The organism is Hufsiella ginkgonis, assembly GCF_009834915.1.
In the GTDB taxonomy this organism is placed as follows: domain Bacteria; phylum Bacteroidota; class Bacteroidia; order Sphingobacteriales; family Sphingobacteriaceae; genus Hufsiella; species Hufsiella ginkgonis.
This window is the reverse complement of record NZ_WVHS01000005.1, coordinates 1-24,561: the sequence shown is the minus strand read 5'-3', so window position 1 is coordinate 24,561 and position 24,561 is coordinate 1. Positions and strand designations below refer to the sequence as shown.

The window sequence follows — 24,561 nt, the reverse complement described above, 5'->3', positions numbered from 1 at the left end:
ATTCCTGTGCGAATCTTGAAGGAAATTTAATATGGCGGGTATCTACATTGTGTTTATTTTTGGGTTTATCTTATCATTCATTTTTGTGCCTTCCATTATCAGGGTGGCCATTCAAAAGCGTTTATTCGATGTGCCGTCAGAGTCACGTAAAGTGCATACGAGGGTAATTCCTAACCTGGGAGGGATCGCTATCTTTTCCGGCTTTATGTTTACGCAGCAGTTGTTTATTCATTCTTCGATGCTGCCTCACATTAATCAGATCTTGGCGTGCGGAGGAATCTTATTCATGCTAGGACTCAAAGATGATATCGCTGGGTTAACGCCTTTCAAGAAATTTATCGGCCAGTTTATCGCCGCTGCCATCATCGCCGTGGCCGGCGATATCCGCTTTGTGAACCTGAACGGTATTATGGGGCTTTACGAGCTTACTTACCCGTTCAGCATTAGCCTCACTATTTTTGCGATCGTAGGCATTGTCAATTCATTTAACCTGATAGACGGTGTAGACGGGTTGGCTGGCTGCATCGGACTGATCATGTCGTTAACATATGCATTTTTGTTTTACCAGGCGGGCGATACAGGCTGGGTGTATCTTTCTCTGTCGTTTGCCGGGGCTATTGCGGGGTTCCTGGTGTTTAATATTGCACCGGCACGGATATTTATGGGTGATTCGGGATCCCTGCTCATCGGGTTCTTCGCTGCGGTAATGAGCATTCATTTTATCGAGCTAACCCTACAGCAGCCTGTGGAAGCGGGCGATATCAGGTTCAAGTCGGGCTATGCACTTGTTTTATCGGTTTTAATGGTGCCTTTGTTCGATACCGTCCGCGTGTTTACGCTCAGAGTACTGAATAATACCTCGCCATTTAAGGCTGACCGCAATCACTTGCATCATAAATTGCTGGAAGCGGGCATGTCACATACACAAGTTACGCTAACGCTTTCCGTAATCTCTGCCGGAATGATCGCCGCAAGTGCGTTTCTGCAGTATATTGGAGATAACCAGCTTATAATTACCTTAGTATTAGCCATATTGGTGCTAAATACGGGCTTTACCCTATACCTCACGGGTACCAAGAAGGTGGTTGGCGAAGAGGCCCTGCAGCTTCTCCCGGAGAAGAATTTTGAACCGGGACAAGATTTGCTGGATGAATTGCAGCCCGGTAAAAAAGCGGCTGCACCTAATTTGACGGCAGCCGATAAGAGCTTTGCAAATAAAGTGATCAGCCAGGTCTTTCGCAATTAACCAGAATACCATTGGGATCGAGGGAGCCCTTCCCGCTTAAAGCGTATTTAGTTGTACTTTTAAGGAAAAAAATTTATGCCGGGATATTTTCGTCTAGCGCTTTCCTGTTTACTGATCTGTGTTCTTTATTCACCTGCAGCCCGATCGCAGGCTTTTGTCGCTCCCTACGATTACACCTATTATTCAGGATTGGAGCAATATGCAAAGGACCGTTCCACGCGGCTCCATACCTCAATGAAACCTTATTTCCTGGAGGACTCAATCAGGAAAAAAGCCGATTCCGTCTCTATGGTGGGAAAAAAACTGCACTCATCCTGGTTCATGCGAAAGCTTTTCGACGAGCATCTCCTGGAATTCAGGCGCCCGGATTTTTCGGTCACCGCGGATGTGATGCCTTCTATTTTTACCGGTAAGGATGTCGCTAACGATCGGTCTGTATGGACCAACTCCCGTGGATTCCAGGTTCAGCTGGATATCGGTAAAAAAGTCTATATCTACTCGTATCTCTACGAAACACAGTCGCTTTTCCCGGAATATATAAGCCGGCATATCCAGGAAACAAAAGTCGTTCCCGGGCAAGGAAGGCCGGCTAACTTCCAGGTGGATGTATACAACGATTCTAAAAACTTCGATTACCCCATTGCCGGCGGGTACCTTTCGTACACGCCAAATAAGTTTTTGAACGTGATGTTCGGCCAGGACAAGAACTTTATAGGCGATGGATACCGCTCCATGCTGCTGTCTGACGTGAGCACTAATTACCCGTTTCTGAAGATCAACCTCACCCTGGATAATGTTCGCTACATGAGCATGTGGGCGCAGTTCCAGGATCCTTCGGCGCCGCAGTTCTCTTACGATAATGGCTTCAGGCGCAAATGGGGCGTATTTCACTACCTCGACTGGAATCTCTCCAGGAAGTTCTCCGCCGGGTTTTTTGATGCGGTGATCTGGCAGGATGCCGATAGTACCTCTAAACGCGGGTTTGATGTAAACTATCTTAACCCGTTTGCTTTTTTGCGTCCTGTAGAGTTTAACCTCGGCTCGCCGGATAATGCGCTCATCGGGTTCAACCTTAAGTATAACGTTACCAATAGCATCAGCGCCTACGGGCAACTGGCGCTGGATGAGTTCCGTCTCAAAGAGCTGTTTTCGAACAGCGGCTGGTGGGCAAATAAGTACGGCGTGCAGCTCGGGATAAAAGCGAACGATTTCTTTAAAGTGCCTAAGTTGAACGTGGCGGCCGAGTTTAATACAGCACGCCCGTACACCTATTCCGCGCGATCCAGCCTGCAGAACTTCGGCAATTATAACGAACCGCTGGCACATCCTTATGGAGCCAACTTTAAAGAGGTGCTTGGCATAATGAGTTACCAGTACAGGGCTTTCCAGGTGCGGGGACAAATGATCTACGCCAGCTATGGGATCGATCCGGCGAACGCCAACTACGGGGGTGATATCCTTAAATCATATGTTACCAGGACACTGGAGTATGGCAACGATACCGGCCAGGGCATTAACACCCGCCTGTACTATGGCGATCTCAAACTTGCCTGGATGATGAATCCGCGTATTAACCTGCGTCTCGAAGGCGGGTTGACCCTGAGGAGTGAACGAAATCGGCTTGGGAAAAACGAGGCTGCCCTGTATACCATCGGCGTGAAAAGTTCCTTCCGGAATTTATATTTTGATTTTTAATAGCATTCCCTTCGCTGGTGATGACCGGATCGTTGCGTTCCCCGAGGCAGAAGCTCGACAGCCTGGTGCTTTTGAGAGGCATTGCCGTGATGTCTGTCTGCGTCGGGCACCTGGCCAAAGCAACTGCCGCCGGTGATCCGGCATGGCCGGTGTTTAACTTGCTGGCCGCTTATGGCGGATACGGTGTGCAAGTGTTCTTCGTGATCTCCGGCTTTGTGATCCCGCTTAGCTTACACCAGGGAAAGTATCAGCTTAGCGATTATCCCGTATTCCTGTATAAACGCCTGTTACGTCTGCACCCGCCATACCTGCTGGCGCTGGCTATTACCCTGCTGGTGACGTTCCTTTCGTACCGGGTAAGGGGTGTCGCATTTCCCGAAACAGCATCGTCAATTATTGCAAGTCTGTTTTACCTGCACATACCGGGTGATAATCCCGTCTTTTGGTCGCTGGCGGTGGAAGCACAGTATTATCTTTTTGTCGGGCTCTTTTACGTGCTGTTGAATAAATCACCTAAGGTGGCATTGTTTATTGCGTTGCCGCTATTAGTTGCGGCCTGCCTGGCCATCGGTTTGCGCAACGGTGTTACGCTGGCTCCATACCTTATTTTCTTCCTGGTGGGGATTTTGGGGTTCGTGATTGCTGAAAACGAGTTGCCAAAAAAGTTTACCTATCCTTTGTTGTTAGCGCTGCTTGGCCTGTGTTTTTTATGGCAGGGAGGCCCGGCTGCGCTGGCTACGCTTTTTGCCATCATGGTGGTCCTGCTTTACCATGGCGAGGTTCCGGCTTACCTGAAGTTCTTCGGAAATATTTCTTATTCAATCTACCTCATCCACTTCATCCTGGGGCTTAAACTGATCTCCGTGCTAAAGCAGGAGGCCGGTACCGGCTACGGCCTGGCTATTTTTACGACCACGCTGGTTTTCGTAATACTTGTCTCCTGGGTGTTTTGCAGGCTCATAGAAGATCCTTCCGAAAAGCTCTCCCGGCAGGTTAAATATAAAGCACAAAAGAAACAGGCTTGATAACTCAGGAAGCGATGCTGCTGGTTGTACGGGTTACGGTAAGTTTACGGGTGACGTTCATAATGGCCTGTGCGTCGTACCCGCATTCAGCCCAAAGCTCAGGTTGTTCACCATGTTCGATCACTTTATCCGGGATGCCCAGACGAATAACCGTTGCCGCGTAACCGTTGTCTGCCATGAATTCGAGCACAGCGCTTCCGAAGCCTCCCACCACGCAGCCATCTTCTACGATAACCAGGTTCTTAAATTTTTGGAATATTTCGTGCAGTAATTCTTCGTCGAGAGGCTTTACAAACCGCATATCGTAATGTGCAGGGTGTATTCCTTCTGCATTTAGTTCTACGAAGGCTTTTAGGGCTTCATTTCCGGTCGTACCGATGGTGAGAACGGCGACATCTTCGCCGTCGCATATTTTCCGGCCTTTACCCACCGGGATGGCTTTCATGGGTGTTTGCCAGTGCGGCATTACCCCGTTGCCGCGCGGATAACGGATCACGAACGGGCCCATATCCTGCAATTGGGCGGTATACATCAGGTTGCGCAGTTCTTCTTCATTCATCGGCGCCGAAACCACCAGGTTGGGGATGCACCGCATAAACGCGATGTCGTAAGCCCCATGGTGAGTAGGGCCGTCGGCGCCTGCAAGACCCGCACGATCAAGGCAAAATACTACGTTAAGTTTTTGGATCGCTACGTCGTGTATCACCTGGTCATACGCCCGCTGCATAAAGCTGGAATAGATGTTGCAAAATGGCACCAGCCCTTGTGTGGCCAGGCCGGCCGAAAATGTAACGGCATGCTGCTCGGCGATCCCCACGTCGAACGCGCGATCCGGCATCGCCTTCATCATAATGTTCAGTGAGCTCCCGGAAGGCATGGCAGGTGTAATCCCCATGATCTTGGAATTCTTTTCCGCGAGCTCCAAGAGGGTGTGTCCAAATACGTCCTGGTATTTTGGAGGCTGTGGCTTATCGGGGACCGTCCGCTTTATTTCCCCGGTGATCTTGTCGAAAAGGCCGGGAGCGTGCCATTTGGTCTGGTCTTTTTCGGCTAATGCAAAACCTTTACCCTTTACGGTCACGCAATGCAGCAGCTTCGGACCGGGGATATCCCGCAGGTCTTTCAATACCTTTACCAGGTGTTTTACGTCGTGCCCGTCAATCGGCCCGAAGTACCTGAATTTAAGCGCCTCGAAGAAGTTGCTTTTCTTCAGCAGGGTTCCCTTGATGCTTTTTTCGAGCTTCTTTACGATCTGGTGCGCATTCGGGCCAAGTTCAGAGATCTTACCCAGCACATGCGAAATGTCATCGCGGAAGCGGTTGTATGATTTTGATGTGGTAATGTCGGTGAGATACTCTTTCAGCGCACCTACGTTGGGATCGATCGACATGCAGTTGTCGTTCAGGATCACCAGCAGGTTTGAGTTTTCGATACCGGCATGGTTTAGCGCTTCGAAAGCAAGGCCGGCGGTCATCGCGCCATCGCCGATTACGGCGACATGTTGCCGGTCGGTTTCTCCTTTATAGGTAGACGCAACCGCCATGCCCAAAGCGGCTGAGATCGAGGTGGACGAGTGGCCAACGCCAAACGTATCAAATACGCTTTCCCCGCGTTTAGGAAAGCCGCTGATCCCTTTATAAATCCTGTTGGTATGAAAAGAGCTTCTGCGGCCGGTAAGGATCTTGTGCCCGTAGGCCTGGTGGCCTACATCCCATACCAACTGGTCATACGGTGTGTTCAGCACGTATTGCAGTGCCACGGTTAGCTCCACTACCCCTAAGCTGGCTGCGAAATGTCCGCCGTTAACAGACACCACATCGATGATATACTGGCGGAGCTCCTTACAAACACGCTCAAGATCACTTTCCGTAAGTTTCTTTAAATCAGATGGATAATGGATCTGTTCTAATAATTCACCCGCCTTAACTTCCATAGGGGTACTAAATACTGAGTTGGGTACAAATTTATATAAAAAATCTTACAGTTGTCAGGGGTCAGTTGTCAGTTGTCAGTAATCAGTTCACCTGCGGTGCCACATAGGAACTGGTTGCTGTCAACTGAAATCCCGCAATTTCCTGTTTCACCTATTCTTACGTATTTTTACACGTGATTTCTGCCGATACGTTCGAAATAAAATTACCCCAATTCGAGGGGCCTTTCGATCTGCTGCTGTTTTTTATCGAACGCGACGAACTGGATATTCACAACATCTCGATCTCTAAGATCACGGACGATTTCCTGGAGTATATTCACCGGATGAATTCGCTCAATATCGAGCTCGCCAGCGAGTTTATCGTGGTTGCTGCGACGCTGATGCGCATAAAAGCCAGGATGCTCCTCCCTCGTTTCGACCCGGAAGACGATGAGTTGGACCCCCGTAAAGATCTCGTACAAAAACTGATCGAATATAAGAAGATCAAGCTGGTTACCGGGGAGCTGAGGGTCCTGGAGCACGAGCGTTTCCTCGTAGAAAAGCGCGGTACCATCGCCGAAGACGTCCGGCAGGCCGCCCTGATCGCCGAGCCGGGCGAGGAACTGGCTTCTTTCGATCTTTACCGGTTGTTATTGGTGTACGACCGCCTGATGAGTAAATATAAAAAACAGAGCGAGCAGGTGGTACATACCGTAGTTCAGTACCCCTACAGCATCGAACAGCAGAAGAAGATCATTGCAGATCTTATCCTGCTTAATAAGAAAATGGACTTTAAACAGATCCTCCGGTCATCTGATAACCGCGTGCATTTCGTATATAACTTCCTGGCCGTGCTCGAAATGCTCCAGCAGCAGCTCATTTCTATCCAGGTAGGTCTTGGCTATAATAATTTCTGGGTAGAAGAGAAGAATTTAAGCTAAATTCGCGGAATTTAAGAACATCTCTTATACCTCCTTTGTCAACAATAAACTATTACATACATAATGAAGAAAGATAAACTTGTATTTCAACTGATCGAAGAAGAAGGCAAGCGCCAGGAAAATGGCATTGAGCTTATTGCATCCGAAAACTTTGTCAGTAAACAGGTGATGGAGGCCGCCGGCTCCGTATTAACAAATAAATATGCCGAAGGCCTCCCTGGAAAACGATATTATGGCGGTTGTGAGATTGTTGACGAGATCGAAACGATCGCGATCGATCGCGCGAAACAGCTTTTTAATGCAGAGTGGGTAAATGTGCAGCCGCATTCAGGCGCACAGGCGAATGCGGCGGTTTTCCTGGGCATATTAAAACCAGGCGATAAGATCCTGGGTTTCGATCTTTCCCATGGCGGTCACCTCACCCACGGTTCGCCGGTTAATTTTTCCGGGAAGATTTATGAGCCTTCATTTTATGGGGTTGATAGGGAAACTGGCCTCATCGATTACAAAAAATTGGAAGAAACCGCACTGGCTGAAAAACCTAAAGTGATCATTTGCGGCGCTTCGGCTTATTCCCGCGATTGGGATTATGCATTTATCCGTAAAGTAGCCGATGAAATTGGCGCCCTCGTGGTGGCTGATGTTTCGCACCCCGCCGGACTGATCGCACGTGGATTGTTGGACGACCCGATGCCGCATTGCCACATCGTAACCACCACCACGCATAAAACGCTTCGCGGGCCGCGCGGCGGTATGATCATGCTCGGTAAGGATTTCGAAAACCCTTTTGGAATAAAAACGCCTAAAGGCGATCTTAAGCCTATGTCGGCGGTATTGGATATGGCCGTTTTCCCGGGAACACAGGGAGGTCCGCTTGAACATATTATCGCTGCAAAAGCCATCGCCTTTGGCGAAGCGCTGAGCGATCCTTACATGAAATATATTCTCCAGGTGAAGAAGAACGCCGCAGCAATGGCCAACGCATTTACTGCGCTTAATTACAAGATCATCTCGGGCGGAACAGACAACCACCTGATGCTGATCGACCTGCGCAATAAGAACATCAACGGTAAGCTCGCAGAGAACGTGCTCGAAAAAGCCGGGATCACTGCCAACAAGAACATGGTTCCATTTGACGATAAGTCGCCATTCATTACGTCCGGGATCCGCTTCGGCACCGCGGCCATTACTACCCGCGGCCTGAAAGAAAAGCACATGGAAGCGATCGTAGAGCTGATCGATAAAGTATTTTCTGATCCAGAAAGCGAACAAAATCAGGATAAAGTGCGTAAAAAAGTGCACAAGCTGATGGAGGAATTCCCGCTGTACAAATAAATAGCAGGGCTCGCAAAAACGATTATAATCGGAACAAAGTGGATGAGGTTATAGATCTTGAACTGGAAAGCAGGCGCCTTCAGGCACTTTATGATTACGGTGTACTGGACACCGCCGACCAGGTGGAGTTCGACGCGATCACCAGGCTTGCATCTTATATCTGTAAAGCACCGATCTCCCTGATAAACCTCATCGATGAGGATCGTCTTTGGGTGAAATCGCGGTTCGGGATCCAGGCCACCGGGCTTCCCAGGAATGTCGCTTTCTGCGAGAATACCATCCTCGATCATTCTGTTTTCGAGATCACCGATACGCTGGCGGACGAGCGTTTCGCCGGCGATATTCTTACCCGTGATTTAAATATCCGTTTTTACGCCGGGGCGGCGCTGGTTACGCCCGACGGGCATAAAGTAGGCACGCTTTGCGTGATGGACTACCAGCCAAATAAACTGGATGATCACCAGAAAGATGCCTTGCGTGTCCTTGCAAACGAGGTGGTCTCGCACATGGAGGTAGCCAAAAAGAACCGCCAGCTGCAGGAAACACTTGCCAGGTACGAAGAGTTTAACACGATGTTCAATACATCGGGCGAGCTGCATTGCATCCTCGATCAGTATGGTAAGATCGAGATGATTAATAATTCGGTGACCAAGATCCTGGGTTACCAGGTACAAGAGGCGGTTGGCCGCAATATGTGGCACTTCTGCCTGAAAGAAGACCGCGAAAGAACCATTCAGCACATTACTGGAAAGATCATGCAGGGCGACCGCCAGTTTGAACTGGAAACCCGGATCCGTACCAAAGACGGAAGCATACGATGGATCAGTTGGGCCGCTTCCACCAAAAAAAGGAAATGGTTTACAAACGGACGTGACGTTACTAACCAGAAAAACCTGCTTTCGGAGATGGAACAGCTTTCCGTGGTTGCCAGTAAGGTAAACAACGGGGTGGTGATCAGCAATGCCGATAACGAAGTAATATGGGTAAATGACGCATTCGCCAGGATCACCGGTTATACCATCGCCGACCTCTCCGGGAAAAAGCTCGGTGATATATTAAAGGGAGAAGGCACAGACGAAAATACGATAGCGAAAGCACGCGAGTTTACCAGGAATAAACAATCGTTCTCCGTAGAATTGCTGGTTTACCGCAAAGACGGCCAACCCATCTGGCTCTCTGTAATGAACTCCATGGTGTTGAACGATGCCGGCGAGATCGACAAAGAAGTGGAGATCATTACCGACATTACGGAGCGTAAAAAAGATGAGGAACGGCTCGAAACACTCTCCCTGGCGGCCGCCAAATCGGCAAGTGGCGTGTTTATCCGCAAAGCGCACGGCGAGATCATCTGGGTAAATGATGCATTTGAGAAGATCACCGGGTATTCATACGAAGAACTGAAGGGTCACACTTTCGCCGAACGGCTGATCGGGAAAAAAAGCAATGTTGCTACCCTGGAAAGCGCCAAACAGGCCGTGCTCGATAAAAAGCCTTACGAGATCGAAATAATCATCAGCCGGAAAGACGGGACTGATGCCTGGGTGTTTATTTCCAATAACCCGCTTTTTAACCAGGAAGGTGAAGTTGAACGGCAGGTTGGGATCATCGTAGATATTTCCGAAAGAAAGAAAGCCGACGAACAGATCACATTGCTTTCGCTGGTGGCCAGCAAAACGGTGAACGGCGTAGTGATCAACGACGATAAAGGTTGCGTTAAATGGGTGAACGAGTCTTTTACAAAGATCACCGGGTACGGGCTGCAAGATGTGGCCGGTAAAAGGATCGGTGATGTGGTGAAAGGCCCCGACACCGATATTCATGAATTGGAACGTGTGCGCACGCTCTCGCGGGAATCAAAACCCTTTAACGCGGAGCTCCTTAACTATAAAAAAGATGGTACCCCGATCTGGGTTTCAGTGTCAAATACCCCGATCTTTGACCAGTACGGGGCCGTTGAGCAGGAAATAGAGATCGTAAACGACATTTCTGAGCGTAAGCTTGCTGAGCAGGAACTGATTAAAACCCGCGAGGAGGCACTGGCCTTGAGCCGGGCCAAGGAAATGTTTGTCTCGGTGATGAGCCACGAGATCCGCACGCCGCTCAACGCGGTGATCGGGATGACACATATCCTGATGGAGGATAACCCTACAGCTTCCCAGCTCGAACACCTGGATATCCTTAAATTTTCAGCAGAGAACCTGCTTTCGCTACTAAATGCCATCCTCGATTTTACGAAAATAGAAACCGGCAATCTTCAGCTCGAGTCGGTGAACGTAAACCTGCACGACCTGGTGACCCGTACCATGGATTCTTTCCGTTTTAAAGCGAAGGAGAAGGGTATCGCGCTGCATGCCGAGATCGATCACCGCATACCGGACCTGGTAAGAGGTGATCAAACGCGCCTTTACCAGGTATTGATCAACCTTATCGGTAACTCGCTTAAATTTACGCACGAAGGAGAGGTGAGGCTCAGGCTCATCCTGGTAAGCGAGGACCAGGAAAGCGTTTCCATACGTTTTGAAGTGTCAGACACCGGGATCGGCATCGCAAAAGATAAAATAGATTATATCTTTGAGGCTTACACCCAGGAAAAGAGCGATACCGCCAGGAACTATGGCGGCACAGGCCTGGGGCTTGCAATTACCCGGAGGCTGATCGAGCTTTTCGGCTCCAGGATCTCTGTCCTAAGTGAAGAGGGTAAAGGTTCTGATTTTATTTTTACTATTTCATTCCAAAGGGCCATAGAAGTGACACAACAGAACCAGGAAAAAAGTACATTTAAAACGTTCTCCTCCGATGTGCTCGTAGTTGACGACAATGATATTAACCGTTTGCTGGCAAGAAAAGTACTGGCTAAATGGGGAATCGAAGCTGATGTGGCAGAAAATGGCCGCGTCGCCATCGAAAAGATCCGGGCGAAACACTACGACCTGGTACTTATGGATATCCAGATGCCTGAGATGGATGGCTTTGAAGCGGTTCGCCGCATCCGCATGCTGGAAGATAAATACTACCGGGAGCTTCCTATTATCGCTTTAACGGCTTCCGTGTTAAGCTCCGACCTCCAGGATATCCTGCTGGCGGGCATGAATGATTATGTGCAGAAACCTTTTGCACCAACTGATCTATACCAAAAGATCGAAAAATATCTTGGCGAATAGTCTAAAAAGAAAAAGCTGGTGCCATCGCGGCTGCCAGCTTTTTCTATCTAAATTAACGCTCTCAGGTACTTATACTGACAATCGATTACAAGGTTTCATTTTTTTTATCTTTTTTTTATCTTTTTTCTAATCAGCTTCAATTTTCATAAGAACCTGCCTCTGATGGAAAATTCCGCTTCGTATTTTGAAGGTCTACCGATAAATAATTATTGAAATCAGGATCCATACTGAGGTCTATTCCTTTATTCAATGCTGGACTCATATTCCCTAACCGGTAGATTCCTGCTTGCGGGGAGATAAAAAACGGGTCGGCGTTAAAGTTATTTCCCGGGTTTAGTAAACTGGTGTTGCTGGTTTTAAAAAGGTTGGTAAGCAGCAATTGGGTGGCCGCGCCAGTGGTAGCTTTTCGTTCAATCACCAGTTCTGTAGCCAGGCTCCCCCAAATAATGTTGTTTACCAGTGTTAATGATAGTTCGCCCGTTATTACCGGCGTTTTACCAGGGTCAAAATCTGAGAAATATACCGAAGACATCTGTCGCGGAAATATAAAGCCCTCGTTGGCGAAGGTATTCTGCTTCAGGTTATAAGTGCCGCCGAAAGCTCCATAAAAAAGATACTGTCCGCAATTATAAAAGAGGTTGTTAAATGCTGCAAGGCTCGTTCGGTAGCCGCTAAAACCGCTAACCTGCATATTTTTTACGATGCTGTTTGCCAGTACGAGTTTTGGTGCGATACCTTGTACAGAATCCGAGCGTATGGCCGTAAGCGCGTTCCTGATCACCGCATTGCGGATCAGGTTATTGGTGCTGGTACCCGAAAAATGGATCCCGCTCCACTGACCGGGTAAATTGGTATACAGCTTTTCGAGCCTGTCGCCCGAGAACGAGACCGGTTCCGCGAAGCTACCCTCCACGCGAAGCGTTCCTCTCACGAACAGCCGTGCATCTTTGTGGAAATAGATCCGGCATCCCCGCTGGATCGTCAGCGTTTTATTGGCCTCAACCACCAATGTTCTATACACCAGGTAGGGAAGGCGATTGTTCCAGGTGCGGTCCTGGTTAATAATGCTGTCGTTATAGAAATTAACATTCTGGCCAAAAGCCGTAAGCTCAACAGACTGCCGGTTCCCGTTGATCAGGACCGTGATAGAATCCCTGACGTCAAAGGCGGCCACCTCCGCAGTAGGCGGCACCGTGGCTTTAATAAACACGATCAGCGAATCTTTCCCTCTTACCATGATATTACCCGCACTATCGGCACTTTTCCCGTCGATGATGAGATCGAAAGGGGAACCTTTGCCGCGTCCGAGCTTCAGCCAGGAGATCCGCAACGCATGATCATGTCGGTTATAAATCGTTACCCGCCGGGAGGCGGATTCTACGCCTGTAAATAAAGTGTCGAAAAACAGCGACGTTCCCGAAAAAGAAAGCCTGGCCGACGGATCGTAGCTGATCTTATCCTCCTTCCTGCACCCGGATGCAAGCAGTGCCGCTGAAAAAAAGATCAATACAAAGATTCTCACGAGACTGGCTATTTAAGGGCAAGTTAATAAGATTGTTAATATTAGTCTGCAAAAGCGATCGTCACAATGCTTACGGTTACGCCGGGGACCTTCATCAATTCCAGGCAGCACGCTTCTATGGTCGCTCCCGTGGTTAACACATCGTCGGCCAGCAGGATGTGCTTACCGGCGAATAGCGACGGGTCGCGTATCATAAAAACGTCTTTCATGTTCTCGTATCGCATAAACCGCGATTTTCTTGTTTGTGTTTCCCTGTCTGCCACCCGCACCAGGTTGTCGCACAAAACAGGTATGCCCATGGAATGTGACAGTCCTTCTGCAAAATGCGCACTCTGGTTGTAACCCCGTTTGCGAAGCTTCAGCGGATGCAGCGGCACAGGCACCACCAGGCCGGCTTGTTTAAAGCTTTCCGACTCGCAAAGAGATACGCCATAAAGTTCACCTATTTTGTTACCTATATGCGGCTGACGCCGGTACTTTAACTGGTGTACCAGGCTCTGCACCCTTGCTCCCTTTCGAAAATACAGGCAAGCTGCTGCTGCGTTGAAAGTGATCCTTCCCCATAGCTGCCGGGCCATGCGATTCCCGGGATCATGGTGAAACCCGGTATAAGGCAGATGAAAAACGCAATCGGTACAAATAATCGCTTCCCCGCCATATAAGGGTTGCCGGCATGCCATGCAAAGAACCGGGAAGAACAACGAGATAAAATCATCCCACAAAGCGACAAGTGTTTTCACATCGCTAAGATACAATTATTAATTAATGATTAATAAAATATTTTCCTGATTTATATTATATCAAGCTCGCCGGTATAATGAACTACTTTTTGAATTTTTTCGTCCAGTTGATGCACCGCTTTGTCCAGCAGCTCCAGGTATTCGCGCGGTATCTCGCCATGCTCTGAGCGGATCAGGTCCATAATTCCCATGATGGAAGAAACCGGCGCCCTGAGCTCGTGCGACTCGATGTACGCGATCTTCCTCAGCAGGTTATTTTGCTGTTTTACTTTTTCTTCGTGTTCCTTGCGTTCATGGATATTTACGGCGTGGAACGAGATCCCGATAATATCGCCGAAAGAATTCCTGGCCGGTGTGAAGGTGAGCTCCCACCAGCAAGGCTTATGGATGCCGAATTCAACCAGCCGCTCAACGGTCACGGTTTCGCCTTTCAGCGCCCGGTTAAAGTTGGGCTGCGCTTTTTCAAGCATCTTAGGCTCGAAGTAGTGGCTGATCGGGTCATCAGCCATGATTTCTTTACCCAGGAATTTTCTCACGAAATCGGCCACTCCTTTATTAAACGTCAACACCTGGAGCCTGGGGTTTAAAAGTAGGTGGTAAGTGGTAGAGCTATCGAGAATGGCATGGAGCTTTAGCCGGGCTTCTTCCATATCAAACTTCTGCATCTGTACCTGGTCTACATTATTTTGCAGCGACTTCAGGCTCCTGTCGAGCTCCATCAGGTTGCTTACCTGTCGGCCGAGTGCGGCAAGCGCCTCCTTTTGGGCATTGGAAAGCGATTTCGGTGCGGTATCTATTACACATAACGTACCTACGTTATACCCATCGTAACTCTGGAGGTTCGATCCGGCGTAAAAGCGGATGTACGGATCGCCGGTAACAAAGGGAAGTGCGGCGAACCTGCTGTCGAGCTGCGCATCATGCACTTCAAGGATGTCATCTTCCTGGATGGTATGCGTACAGAAAGACAACTCGCGGGGGATTTGCGTGATCGTCTCATCTATACCCTGTTGCGTCCTGATCCATTGCACATCCTTACCCACCAGGGTGATCAGTGCGATCGGTGTCTCGCAGATCTGGGAGGCCAGCATAACGATGTCTTTCAGGTCAGCATGCCGGCCGTCGTGGAAATGCCGGTAACGCTCAGCGGCTAACTGGCGACCCTCTTCATTAACATAATTATCAGGTGGTTTCGACATAACTCATGTTGGCACATTCACTTGCAATATACGTATATACCATAATATGGTTTGGACCCGGCGCAATAAAAGTGCAAACATTTATTTGGCGATAATGCATAGATGCCGAAAGGCCGTACAGCGTCCGGATCACGGATTTACCTATATTTGGAAGAACGATCAGCCTGTAAAATTGATCGGCGTAACCATAATTGAGAAGAGAATTTAGCCTCGGGTTTGCGCGTTACTGCGATAGTAGTGACCCGCTTAACACTTTCCGTGATCAGTTTCTTTTGCCCGAACATGCGGGGGAAAGGGCTACCTATTTATGCGGAAATTCATTAGGGCTCCAGCCGGGATCCGCAAAAGCATTTCTCGCCGAGCAGCTCGACGCCTGGCAGCAGAAGGCGGTGGAAGGGTGGTTTGAAGGTAAAAAACCGTGGCTTTCTTATCACCACCAGATCCGGGCGCTGCTTTCGCCCATCCTGGGGGCACAAGTCGATGAGATATCGGTAATGAACAGCCTGAGCGTTAATCTCCACCTGGCGATGGTGAGCTTTTATCGTCCTTCGGCCGGGAGATATAAGATCCTGATGGAGGCGGGTGCATTTCCATCCGACCAGTATATCGTGGCCAGCCAGGTGCGGTTTCATGGCTTCGACCCGGCAACGGCGGTGATCGAGGTATCGCCGCGCGAAAATGAAGAGCTGCTTAGAACCGAAGATATCCTGAAGGCGATCAGCGACCATGCCGGTGAGCTTGCGCTGGTGCTCTTCAGCGGCATCAATTATTATACAGGCCAGTTTTATGAGATCGGGCCTATCACCCGGGCCGCGCATGCCGCAGGCGCATTAGCGGGCTTCGACCTGGCGCATGCCGCCGGGAATGTGCCGCTCGCACTGCATCTTTGGAATGTGGATTTCGCCTGCTGGTGCTCCTATAAATACTTGAACAGCGGGCCGGGCGGGATTGCGGGCCTGTTTGTACACGAAAAACATTTTTCGGCCCCTTATCCCCGGTTCGAGGGATGGTGGGGCAATCACATCGACAGCCGGTTCAGGATGGAGAAGGATTTTTCGCCGTCCCGCGGTGCGGAAGCCTGGCAGCTAAGTACCTCACCGATCTTATTGCTTGCCATACACCAAGCGGCATTGGAGATCTTTGAACGGGCCGGCGGAATAAACCGGCTTCGCGAAAAAAGTATCCGGTTGACGGGTTTTCTTGAATTCGTGATCCGCGAAGTAAACAGCCGCGCAGGGAGCGAACGGTTCAGGATCATCACCCCTGCTGATCCGGCGGCGAGAGGCTGCCAGCTTTCGATAATTGCCCGCGCTAACGGCCGGGAAGCGTTCCAGGCCCTGGCGGCGAACGGCATCATCGGCGATTGGCGCGAGCCGGATGTGATCCGGGTAAGTCCCGTGCCTTTGTATAATACGTTTGAAGACGTTTACCGGCTCGGCAAATGTTTGCTCGGCATGGAAGTGTGATCATTCCATGAAAATAGCTTACGACCCGGCTTACATCTTACCGCTGGCGGAAGGCCATAGGTTCCCGATGATCAAGTACGGGCTTATCCCGGAACAGCTACGCTATGAAGGCACAATCCTGGAAGACGACCTTTTCCCGCCCGTCAAGGTGTCGGAAGAAGTCATCCTGCTTACACATGAGAAAAACTATTGGGAGCGGCTGCGCGACCTACGGCTGTCTCCTGCAGAGATCCGGAGAACAGGTTTCCCGTTGACGCGGCAGCTGGTTGACCGCGAAATGATCATCGCCGGCGGTACCGTCGCCTGTTGCCGGTTCGCGCTCGAAAGCGGCATCGCCTTTAACGTGGCAGGCGGCACGCACCATGCCGGATCAAATTGGGCCGAAGGTTTTTGCCTGCTTAACGACCAGGCGATCGCCGCAAATTTCCTGCTGGCCGAAAAGCTGGCGGACGCGATCCTGGTCGTGGACCTGGATGTGCACCAGGGGAACGGCACCGCCGAGATCTTTAAAAGTGAAGAACGCGTATTCACGTTTTCCATGCACGCGGAATATAATTTCCCGTTCAGGAAGGAAAAATCAGACCTTGACATCGGTCTCGCCGATGGGACAGGCGACGACACCTATCTTTCGACCCTTGAACAAACCCTGGTTCCTTTGTTCGACCGCGTAAAACCAGGCTTCGTGTTTTTCCTCTCCGGGGTGGATGTGCTCGCTACCGATAACCTGGGCCGTTTGAAGCTAACACGGCAAGGATGCGCTGCCCGCGATAAATTGGTCCTGGAGCTTTGCCACTCCCGTAAGGTCCCGGTGCAGGTAAGCATGGGCGGCGGCTACTCACCGGGGATCATCGACATCGTGGAGGCCCATTGCAATACCTTCAGGCTGGCACAGGAACTGTTTTTTTAAACCCTTTCCGGGTCTTCCGCGATCTTTTGAATGTCCGCAGCTACGTTCACAACGAAATCCAGCTGCTCACTTACCAGTTTATGGTCGGCAGTTTGTAAGGCTGGCGGCAATTCTTTCCCGCGTAGCACGATCTCGGGCTCTTTAAAATCAGGCTCTCCTTCCGCGTGCAGCCTGTTAATGGCGGCCGACAATACGTACAAAGCACGTTTAACCAATTTTACATGTTCGCTGCTGGCGACCCTGTTTTCGCTTTGCAGCAGGTGGAAAATGAGGTTTGCGGTGTACGACGAAAGCATGTGGTTAAGCACAATAAACTTGTGCACATTTTTCGGGTTCATTTGCTTGCTTTTTGGCTCGGCCAGCATCCGCTGGAATGAGGAAGCCATGTTCGCCGAATTTACATACACCGCTTTGCGGGCGAGCTTGTATTCAGTCATATCGGGGAGTTTGCCGGCTAACAGGTATGCCGCTTTCTGCAGGTAAAAATAATTGGAAATGAGAAGAGCGCGCATAAATCCTTTTAGCTGCCGCGATTCCCACGAAGGGAAAATAAGGTAACTGGCCGTAAACGCGATCACTGATCCCACGATGGTATCGAAAATGCGTTCCTGCGCGGTACTAAGGCTTCCCATGCCAAGAAAACTGAACATGATCAGGATATAAGGCGTCATGAACAATACGCTTATCACGTAGTTAAGCCGCTGGAAACTATACGTGAGGATCATAAAGATCAGCAGGAAAACGAACCGGGCATTTTGGTCCTTCACAAATGCCAGGATCAGTAGCCCGATCGCGGCTCCTGCGATGGTTCCTGCCACGCGCTGGAAATTACGCTGTTTGGTAAGACTAAACCCCGGCTTCACGATCACGATAATGGTAAGCAGGATCCAATAACTATGATGCCCCAGTGGGAAGAGCTTGGAGGCGAGATACCCCGTTACCGCAACGATGGCCAGCCTCACGGAATACCTGAAAACAGACGATTTAAAGCTCAGGTTATCCAGGAACAACTTGGGGTCGTAGTCCTGGTGCGAAACGAATTTGGACAGATCGGCTTCGCTCCTGATCTTGGCGGAAGCCAATTGTGTGGGATTGAAGTAGCTATAGATCTTTTGCAGGCGATTTACGATGTTGCGAACGTTTACCAGGATCTTTTTGAGTACCAGGTTGTTCACCTTGTGCTCGCTTTCTACCTGGTCGATAACGATCTTGAGATGCTCCAGCTCCGGCTGAAACCGGTAAACCGGCACCGGCTGCTGGTTATTGTTGATATAATAGGCGAGGTTTTCGAGCTCATCGGCGAGCTTCCCGATCACACTTTGCAGCGACTCGAGCACCCCGGTGCGGCCATATTGCTTATGGATCGCCTGGTAGTCGTAATGGGTGGCCATGCTCTGTTCGAAAAGGTCAACCACGTCTACGAATACCAGCACCAACTGGCGGCCCGTATTGGTCGATTCTTTCATCAGCAGCCTGCTTTTAAATAACAGTTCGCGCGTACTGTCCTGGTGCTCGTGTACGGTGATCTGTTGAGAGATCAGCTTTTTATAGGTTTCGTCGGCGGGGGTATCGCTATCGTAAAACAGGGCTTTTAACCGCAAATAGTCGGCGACCTGCCGTACCGAAAGCGCCAGCGATTGTTGCGCGAGCCGGTAGGGGCGAATCCCCGTAATAGACAGGCTGAACACCATATACCAGGCACAACCGCCCAGCATAATGCCGCCATGCACTAGCAGTTCGTGAAATGTAAGGTGCTGGTCGATATTCAGTACCATGATCAGGAGCGCCGCAGTACCGACGGATGCCGCCCGTACCCCATAAATATTAAACATGGAGAAGAAGAAACACAGCACCATAATCTCCGCTGCAAGGAGAACAGGATATGCGTTGATGAGCCCGGTAAGCAACAGCGAGATGATCATGAACAATGTACAGAATAGCATCGCGTTCCGTTTATGTACCTGCGGACCCGGAGCATCGGCGATGCTTACCGTAAGCGCCCCCAGCGAAAAATTGATACCCATATCCAGGTCGCCAAGCTGCGCGAAAAGTACCGCAGGCAGCAGGCCGCCAAACGCGATCCGCAGCCCGTCGGAAAAATAATGACTGAAAATGAACTGTTTGATTTCGCGGCTTTGCTTCATCAGGGCGGAGGGATTTTGCTGATGCGAAGATACTGAATGATTGTAGCGGATTTTAATTTACTAATTATTTTAGTATTTTTGACCATGTCGGAACGGATACGTGAAAAATTGGCGATACTGGCGGATGCAGCCAAATATGATATTTCCTGCTCGTCAAGCGGAAGTACGCGGAAGAATGATAATAAAGGACTGGGAGATACCGGGAACGGGATTTGTCACACCTATACGGAGGATGGCCGGTGTGTGTCGCTTCTTAAGATCCTGTTAACCAACTTTTGTATTTACGATTGCGCTTACTGCGTCACCCGTAAAAGTAACGACATCAGGCGGGCCGCATTCACGGTGCAGGAAGTAGTAGACCTTACCATCAATTTTTACCGTCGGAACTATATCGAAGGCCTGTTCCTCAGCTCCGGGATCTTTAAAAACGCAGACTATACCATGGAACGGCTGGTGAGCGTAGCGAAGAAATTGCGGACCGAACATAAATTTAACGGGTACATCCACCTTAAATCTATTCCCGGCGCCAGCGATGAACTGATGCACGAAGCCGGGTTATACGCCGACCGGCTTAGTGTGAACATTGAGCTTCCCACGGAGGCAGGACTTAAGTTGCTGGCACCCGACAAAGACCGCAAGGACATGATCTCGCCCATGACTTACCTGAACAACGAGATCCTGGCGAAGGCGGAAGAAAAGAAGGTGCTCAGGCACGCGCCCCTTTTTGCACCCGCAGGGCAAAGTACCCAGATGATCATCGGCGCAACCGGCGAATCAGATAAGGAGATCATGTACACTGCTCACCGGTTCTACAAGGCGTTTAACCTTAAACGGGTATACTATTCGGGATATGTGCCGGTGAGCCAGGACAGGCGCCTGCCTGGAATGGGAAGCGCCGTTCCTGCGCTTCGCGAAAACAGGCTTTATCAAACAGATTGGCTGATGCGGTTTTATGGGTTCCATGTAGAGGAGCTCCTGAATGACCAGGACCCTCATCTCGACCTGGAGATCGATCCTAAGCTAAGCTGGGCTATCCGGAACCTGCATCATTTCCCGGTAGATATTAACACTGCCGACCTGCGCCTGGTGCTCCGGGTTCCCGGGATCGGGATGCAGTCGGCGCAAAAGATCGTGGCGGCCCGCAAGTTCCAAAAGCTCAATTGGGAGAACCTGAGAAGTATCGGCGTGGCTATTAACCGGGCAAAGTACTTTATCATCTGCAAACGATCTGAGTATGTACACCGCGATCTTACCGGCACACGCATCAGGCAATATATATTGGCGGAATCGCAAAGTAAATTTTTAAAGAGCAGTTACACGCAACTAAATCTGTTCTGATGATCATTTTGTTGTACGACCATACCTGGCCGGGAATGCTTTCCGCGATATTTGAAGCGTTTGACCGCAAATTGACCAACTGCATGATCCGCCGGGCGCGGGCACATATGCCTTCCGCTTTCGACCAGGACATAGAGGTAACCACAAATACTATGAAGGCCGCGCGGGTAATCACCGGGTTAAAGAAGAAATTATCAGCAGACGGGTTTCACCAGTTCTATGCTTGCTTTTTATCAGAACTGCATGGAATTGAGGATACGCTATTTGCTTACACGCGCCTTATATTCTCTTCAAAGGATCGCGTGGAGCAAGCTTTTGCCAATGCCGCCGTACTTCGTGTGAGCCAGGTAGCTAAAAGCGTACACCGCGAAAAACACCGGATGGAAGCTTTCGTCAGGTTCAGGCTTGCGTCTGACTCGCTTTTTTTTGCCGAAGTGGAACCTGATTTTAACGTGCTGCCGCTAATCCTTAATCATTTTGAGAAACGATATGCCGACCAGCGATGGCTGATCTACGACATGAAACGCAACTACGGCATTTATTACGACCTCGAGAAAGTGACCGAAGTAACGCTTCAGCGAACAGTGGGAGTGAAAGAGACCGCTGGTATTTTTCACGAAGAGGAACCACTTTACGAAAGCCTCTGGAACGATTATTTCAAGCATGTAAATATCCGGGAACGAAAAAATACGAAGCTTCACCTGCAACATGTACCGCGGCGTTACTGGAAACACCTGACCGAAAAAAACAAGTTATAAACATTTTATAACTCCGTAAGGGAGCGCGGTGTGGATAACGCACCATTAGCTGTTAAAAAAGTGTTTATAAAAAAGGCCTTTTTGCTCTTGACAAATTTTAATGAATACGTACCTTAGTTACATCAAGTGCAACGTACTTTGACAGCCTGAGAAAACCACAGCGATGTAGGTGAGCTTAACAGCCGACAACTATTATTCAGTGGAACAATCGAAGCCAAACAGGATGCAGTGACGTCTCCGGACAACACAGCGGGAAAATTGGCCAGGCGTTACCCGGGCACTGCAGGACTCTACGGAAGAGTGCAGCAGCAGGTAAAAGACAAAACCCGGATCCCGGTTAAACGGAGTAAGGAAGTCAGTCGGTCAGGTACGCGAAACGAGATGCCTCAGCGAGAACTACGGTTACAATGAGGTCTGAAACGGGAGCTTTTCGAAAGAATGAGCTCCCGTTTTGCTTTTCTGTCATTTGTTTGCCCTCCCCCGGGATCAGGGATCAGTCAGGAAAGTGGATCATGACGAAAAGTTGGGGGACGATAAGATTTAAGCATAGATTTTAGCGAGTCGGAACAGGAAGAAGGTGGTATCTCTTACGCCTCTGGACGTTGCCCTGAAGGCCTTGATCTTGGCGTTGAAGGATTCGGCTGAAGCATTAGTACTTCGATGGTCGAAGTAATTCAGGATGGTGAGGTAATGATTTTGAATAGTACGTCTGACCGAAGAGAACGCTTTCATTCCTGCTTGCTCGACTTGGTTGTACCAATGTGCCAGTTTTGTAAAGCCAACTCCCTTGTCTTTGGTGGAACTGAAGATATGTGAAAGCTTCCTGCTCAGCCTGTACGCTGTTTCCAGGTCTGGATACAGCCTGAACAAGATCTCTGCCCGGTGATTCTGCGAGGGTACCCAATTGCCCTCATCCTTGAAAAGCAGGTAGCGGCTTCTTTCCAGTAATTGTTTCCTGGTATCTCCGTTTTCCAGCAGGTCCGGTACATATTCTTTGTCAAGCTCTCTGGCCAGTTCGATCTCCAGGTTTTCCTGGTCTATGGCCTGCCAGCGATATTCTATACGTAATTGCTGGACGGCATCGGTGGCCAACTGCTGTACATGGAAGCGGTCGGAAACCAGTTTGGCCTTAGGGAAACTTCGCGTGACGATACGTTCCATAGTGGCAGCCAGGTCGAGCGTAACTTCCTGTACCTTATTGCGTTCTCTTTTGGGTATCTTCTCCAGCACCTTAATGATCTGGTCGCTTTTAACACCCTTTATGATGGCTACCAGGGCACCTTTCCGACCTTTGGCTATTAACAGTATTTTTGATCTATACAGGTAGCACTACGATACATGGCAGGCATAAACATAGGGGGGCGCATCAAAGAACTGCGCACGGAAAAGAAGCTGACGCAGGCCGAACTGGCCGCAAAGGTGGGGTTAACCTACATCCAGGTGGGACGTTACGAGACGCAGAAGTCCGCGCCTTCTTCGGACGTATTGCAGAAGCTCGCCCAGGCGCTGGATACCACGACCGATTCCTGATGATGGGGAGCCAGGACGAAGCCGTGGCCGCACAATTGACCGACAAGGAACTGTTACGGCTGTTCAAGCTCGTTGAGCAGTTAAGCCCGGAGGATAAGCACCTCGTCAAGACGTTCATCGATGCCTTCCTGACCAAAAGGCAGATCCAGGAACTGGCCAAATAACACAAAAGCCCGGCGGATCCCACCGGGCTTCTTTATTTACCTCTTCGACCTTTTATAAAGTATGCTTATAATAAGCACTATTGCCGTCAAATAACATACAGCCGTTAGGAGAACCAATGATATTTCGGCATGTCCAAAATCAAGCTTTAGCACATTATTGTTTCGGAGATACTGATGTATTTTGAGAATCAGGGCAAAGTAACCCCATATGGCAATTAGGTAGATAGGAGTCGAGATATAGACCCATTTCCTTTCTGTGGAAATCATCCTCCTATGATAGAAAAGCGATAGTACAAGGAATAAAAGGTAGAGTACTACCAGAGTTATAGTTTCTTTCATTTTAATCGTGTCGAATACCCCTGAATAGATTAGTCTTAGGCAACGGAGCGTTGCTTTTTTGGAACCAGGCTAAATACACATTGGTAACCCGTTGAAGGTTACTATTATTTCCCGGATAAGACATTTCTTGCGTAACATGGCCGAGAACGCGGCCGGCGGATACATTGTCACCCCATTGCTGAAATCCTGAATGGGCGGGTGACGTAGCATCTTGCAAGGCATGAAGGCCAACTCCAAATGCAAAATATGCATCGTAGATATTACCTTCTTTCAACAATTGTTTTGCTTGGGCGAACTGAGCTCTTACAAATGCATCAGCAGCATTCATTGCTTCTTCTACAGTTTGGTCAGTATCTTCATTGCGCATGGAGTGTCTAAATGAGGTCTCTCCTGTTTGAAAATCAGCTCCATCAGCGAACACAGTGGCATCGTTCAGTGCGTCGATCATTGTTTTTTGAAGTGCTGCTTCAGGCGATTTCTTCTTTGCTTTCCCATTTCTGTATATCCCGTTCTCATTCGCTTTCTGATGCACTCCGAACCCTGGCTTTGATGCCCACCTCGGCTCTTTGTTTTCCTCTTCAGATTCATCGTCACGGCCTTTATGCGAATTCATAAAATCTCTGATTTCATCAGGATCACGGGTTGACATATTGCCATTGGCATCATAGGCCCACATGCCATCGGGATCAATGAATCTAATCGGATTATTCATTGCATAAGTATAGGGCGACCACCTTCTCCCCATCTCTGCCAGCGGATCGACCACGTTCCACCTCCCAATTACCGGATCATAGAACCGCGCTCCATAATCATACTGCCCCAATTCCTCCTGCATTTCCTTTCCATTATACAGATACTTATTGGCATTCCCCGGCACCGTCCCCGCCTTCTGCATCCCGAAAGGATAATAATCATCGGACTGGATCACCCTTGCGGCTCCCGCATAAATATCGAAGCTTTTTCTAACGTTTCCTAAATGATCGGTGAGATTGTATTCGTACTTGTAACTATTGTCGGATTGGCGCACGGCACGGCCTTCTTCGGTTTGGATGAAGTTAATCACATAGTTCCCGCTGACGGTGCCGTAATGGATGCCGCCGATGTAGTCGGTGGTGCCGGTGGTGGTGCTGGCTTTGCGG

The 24,561-nt window shown here is 49.5% G+C and carries 19 protein-coding genes; 12 read left to right on the top strand and 7 right to left on the bottom strand.

Annotated features, from left to right (window positions below):
- Positions 1 to 31 precede the first annotated feature (31 nt).
- From GS398_RS18860 to GS398_RS18850, 3 genes are all read left to right on the top strand, one after another.
- Positions 32 to 1,246 (top strand): MraY family glycosyltransferase, encoded by a 1,215-nt coding sequence (locus tag GS398_RS18860; RefSeq protein WP_369410278.1) that lies wholly within the window; start codon positions 32 to 34, stop codon positions 1,244 to 1,246.
- 234 nt (positions 1,247 to 1,480) lie between these two features.
- Positions 1,481 to 2,941 (top strand): hypothetical protein, encoded by a 1,461-nt coding sequence (locus tag GS398_RS18855; RefSeq protein ID WP_160908381.1) that lies wholly within the window; start codon positions 1,481 to 1,483, stop codon positions 2,939 to 2,941.
- A gap of 20 nt (positions 2,942 to 2,961) precedes the next feature.
- Positions 2,962 to 3,966 carry an acyltransferase family protein gene (locus tag GS398_RS18850; RefSeq protein ID WP_160908380.1) on the top strand — a complete coding sequence of 335 codons (1,005 nt, stop codon included), beginning with the start codon at positions 2,962 to 2,964 and terminating at the stop codon, positions 3,964 to 3,966.
- A gap of 4 nt (positions 3,967 to 3,970) precedes the next feature.
- On the opposite strand, the gene dxs is transcribed toward GS398_RS18850, so the two are convergent.
- Positions 3,971 to 5,899: a 1-deoxy-D-xylulose-5-phosphate synthase gene (gene dxs / locus GS398_RS18845; protein ID WP_160908379.1), complete on the bottom strand. Its 1,929-nt coding sequence runs from the start codon at positions 5,897 to 5,899 to the stop codon at positions 3,971 to 3,973.
- Positions 5,900 to 6,072: 173 nt separating this feature from the next.
- Between dxs and GS398_RS18840 the strand changes: the two genes are divergently transcribed.
- From GS398_RS18840 to GS398_RS18830, 3 genes are all read left to right on the top strand, one after another.
- A complete protein-coding gene (locus GS398_RS18840) occupies positions 6,073 to 6,819 on the top strand; it encodes a segregation and condensation protein A (RefSeq protein ID WP_369410277.1) in 747 nt (248 codons plus the stop codon).
- A 63-nt stretch (positions 6,820 to 6,882) separates the two neighbouring features.
- A complete protein-coding gene (glyA, locus tag GS398_RS18835; RefSeq protein ID WP_160908378.1) occupies positions 6,883 to 8,154 on the top strand; it encodes a serine hydroxymethyltransferase in 1,272 nt (423 codons plus the stop codon).
- Positions 8,155 to 8,192: 38 nt separating this feature from the next.
- Positions 8,193 to 11,315, top strand: a complete 3,123-nt coding sequence (locus GS398_RS18830) for a PAS domain S-box protein (RefSeq protein WP_160908377.1) — start codon at positions 8,193 to 8,195, stop codon at positions 11,313 to 11,315.
- Between the two features lie 136 nt (positions 11,316 to 11,451).
- Here GS398_RS18830 and GS398_RS18825 read toward each other — a convergent pair whose 3' ends face one another.
- From GS398_RS18825 to GS398_RS18815, 3 genes are read right to left on the bottom strand one after another with little or no spacing between them, the layout of a single operon-like run.
- On the bottom strand, positions 11,452 to 12,837 hold the full coding sequence (locus GS398_RS18825) for a hypothetical protein (RefSeq protein ID WP_160908376.1): 1,386 nt from the start codon (positions 12,835 to 12,837) through the stop codon (positions 11,452 to 11,454).
- Between the two features lie 41 nt (positions 12,838 to 12,878).
- On the bottom strand, positions 12,879 to 13,577 hold the full coding sequence (locus GS398_RS18820) for a ComF family protein (RefSeq protein WP_369410276.1): 699 nt from the start codon (positions 13,575 to 13,577) through the stop codon (positions 12,879 to 12,881).
- Between the two features lie 50 nt (positions 13,578 to 13,627).
- Positions 13,628 to 14,776: a GAF domain-containing protein gene (locus GS398_RS18815; protein ID WP_160908375.1), complete on the bottom strand. Its 1,149-nt coding sequence runs from the start codon at positions 14,774 to 14,776 to the stop codon at positions 13,628 to 13,630.
- Between the two features lie 191 nt (positions 14,777 to 14,967).
- Here GS398_RS18815 and kynU point away from each other — a divergent pair, with 191 nt between their 5' ends.
- Both kynU and GS398_RS18805 read left to right on the top strand, forming a co-directional pair.
- Positions 14,968 to 16,242: a kynureninase gene (gene kynU / locus GS398_RS18810; RefSeq protein WP_160908374.1), complete on the top strand. Its 1,275-nt coding sequence runs from the start codon at positions 14,968 to 14,970 to the stop codon at positions 16,240 to 16,242.
- A 67-nt stretch (positions 16,243 to 16,309) separates the two neighbouring features.
- On the top strand, positions 16,310 to 17,149 hold the full coding sequence (locus GS398_RS18805) for a histone deacetylase family protein (RefSeq protein WP_160908700.1): 840 nt from the start codon (positions 16,310 to 16,312) through the stop codon (positions 17,147 to 17,149).
- On the opposite strand, the gene GS398_RS18800 is transcribed toward GS398_RS18805, so the two are convergent.
- Positions 17,146 to 19,293 carry an FUSC family protein gene (locus GS398_RS18800; protein WP_237488254.1) on the bottom strand — a complete coding sequence of 716 codons (2,148 nt, stop codon included), beginning with the start codon at positions 19,291 to 19,293 and terminating at the stop codon, positions 17,146 to 17,148. The genes GS398_RS18805 and GS398_RS18800 overlap by 4 nt on opposite strands.
- Before the next feature lie 84 nt (positions 19,294 to 19,377).
- Between GS398_RS18800 and GS398_RS18795 the strand changes: the two genes are divergently transcribed.
- On the top strand, positions 19,378 to 20,631 hold the full coding sequence (locus GS398_RS18795; protein WP_160908373.1) for a putative DNA modification/repair radical SAM protein: 1,254 nt from the start codon (positions 19,378 to 19,380) through the stop codon (positions 20,629 to 20,631).
- Positions 20,631 to 21,389, top strand: coding sequence for a TIGR03915 family putative DNA repair protein (locus tag GS398_RS18790; protein ID WP_160908372.1), 759 nt, complete (start codon positions 20,631 to 20,633; stop codon positions 21,387 to 21,389). The genes GS398_RS18795 and GS398_RS18790 overlap by 1 nt, the downstream gene beginning before the upstream one ends.
- 540 nt (positions 21,390 to 21,929) lie before the next feature.
- Here GS398_RS18790 and GS398_RS18785 read toward each other — a convergent pair.
- Positions 21,930 to 22,688 carry an ISAon1 family transposase gene (locus GS398_RS18785; RefSeq protein ID WP_439649232.1) on the bottom strand — a complete coding sequence of 253 codons (759 nt, stop codon included), beginning with the start codon at positions 22,686 to 22,688 and terminating at the stop codon, positions 21,930 to 21,932.
- A gap of 39 nt (positions 22,689 to 22,727) precedes the next feature.
- Between GS398_RS18785 and GS398_RS18780 the strand changes: the two genes are divergently transcribed.
- Positions 22,728 to 22,919: a helix-turn-helix domain-containing protein gene (locus GS398_RS18780; protein ID WP_160908371.1), complete on the top strand. Its 192-nt coding sequence runs from the start codon at positions 22,728 to 22,730 to the stop codon at positions 22,917 to 22,919.
- The gene (locus GS398_RS18775; RefSeq protein WP_160908370.1) at positions 22,919 to 23,083 is read left to right on the top strand and encodes a hypothetical protein; all 165 of its coding nucleotides are present in this window, start codon (positions 22,919 to 22,921) and stop codon (positions 23,081 to 23,083) included. The genes GS398_RS18780 and GS398_RS18775 overlap by 1 nt, the downstream gene beginning before the upstream one ends.
- A gap of 340 nt (positions 23,084 to 23,423) precedes the next feature.
- Here the strand turns inward: GS398_RS18775 and GS398_RS18770 are convergent.
- The coding region (locus GS398_RS18770; RefSeq protein WP_304622153.1) for an RHS repeat-associated core domain-containing protein at positions 23,424 to 24,561 on the bottom strand (1,138 nt) is incomplete at its 5' end.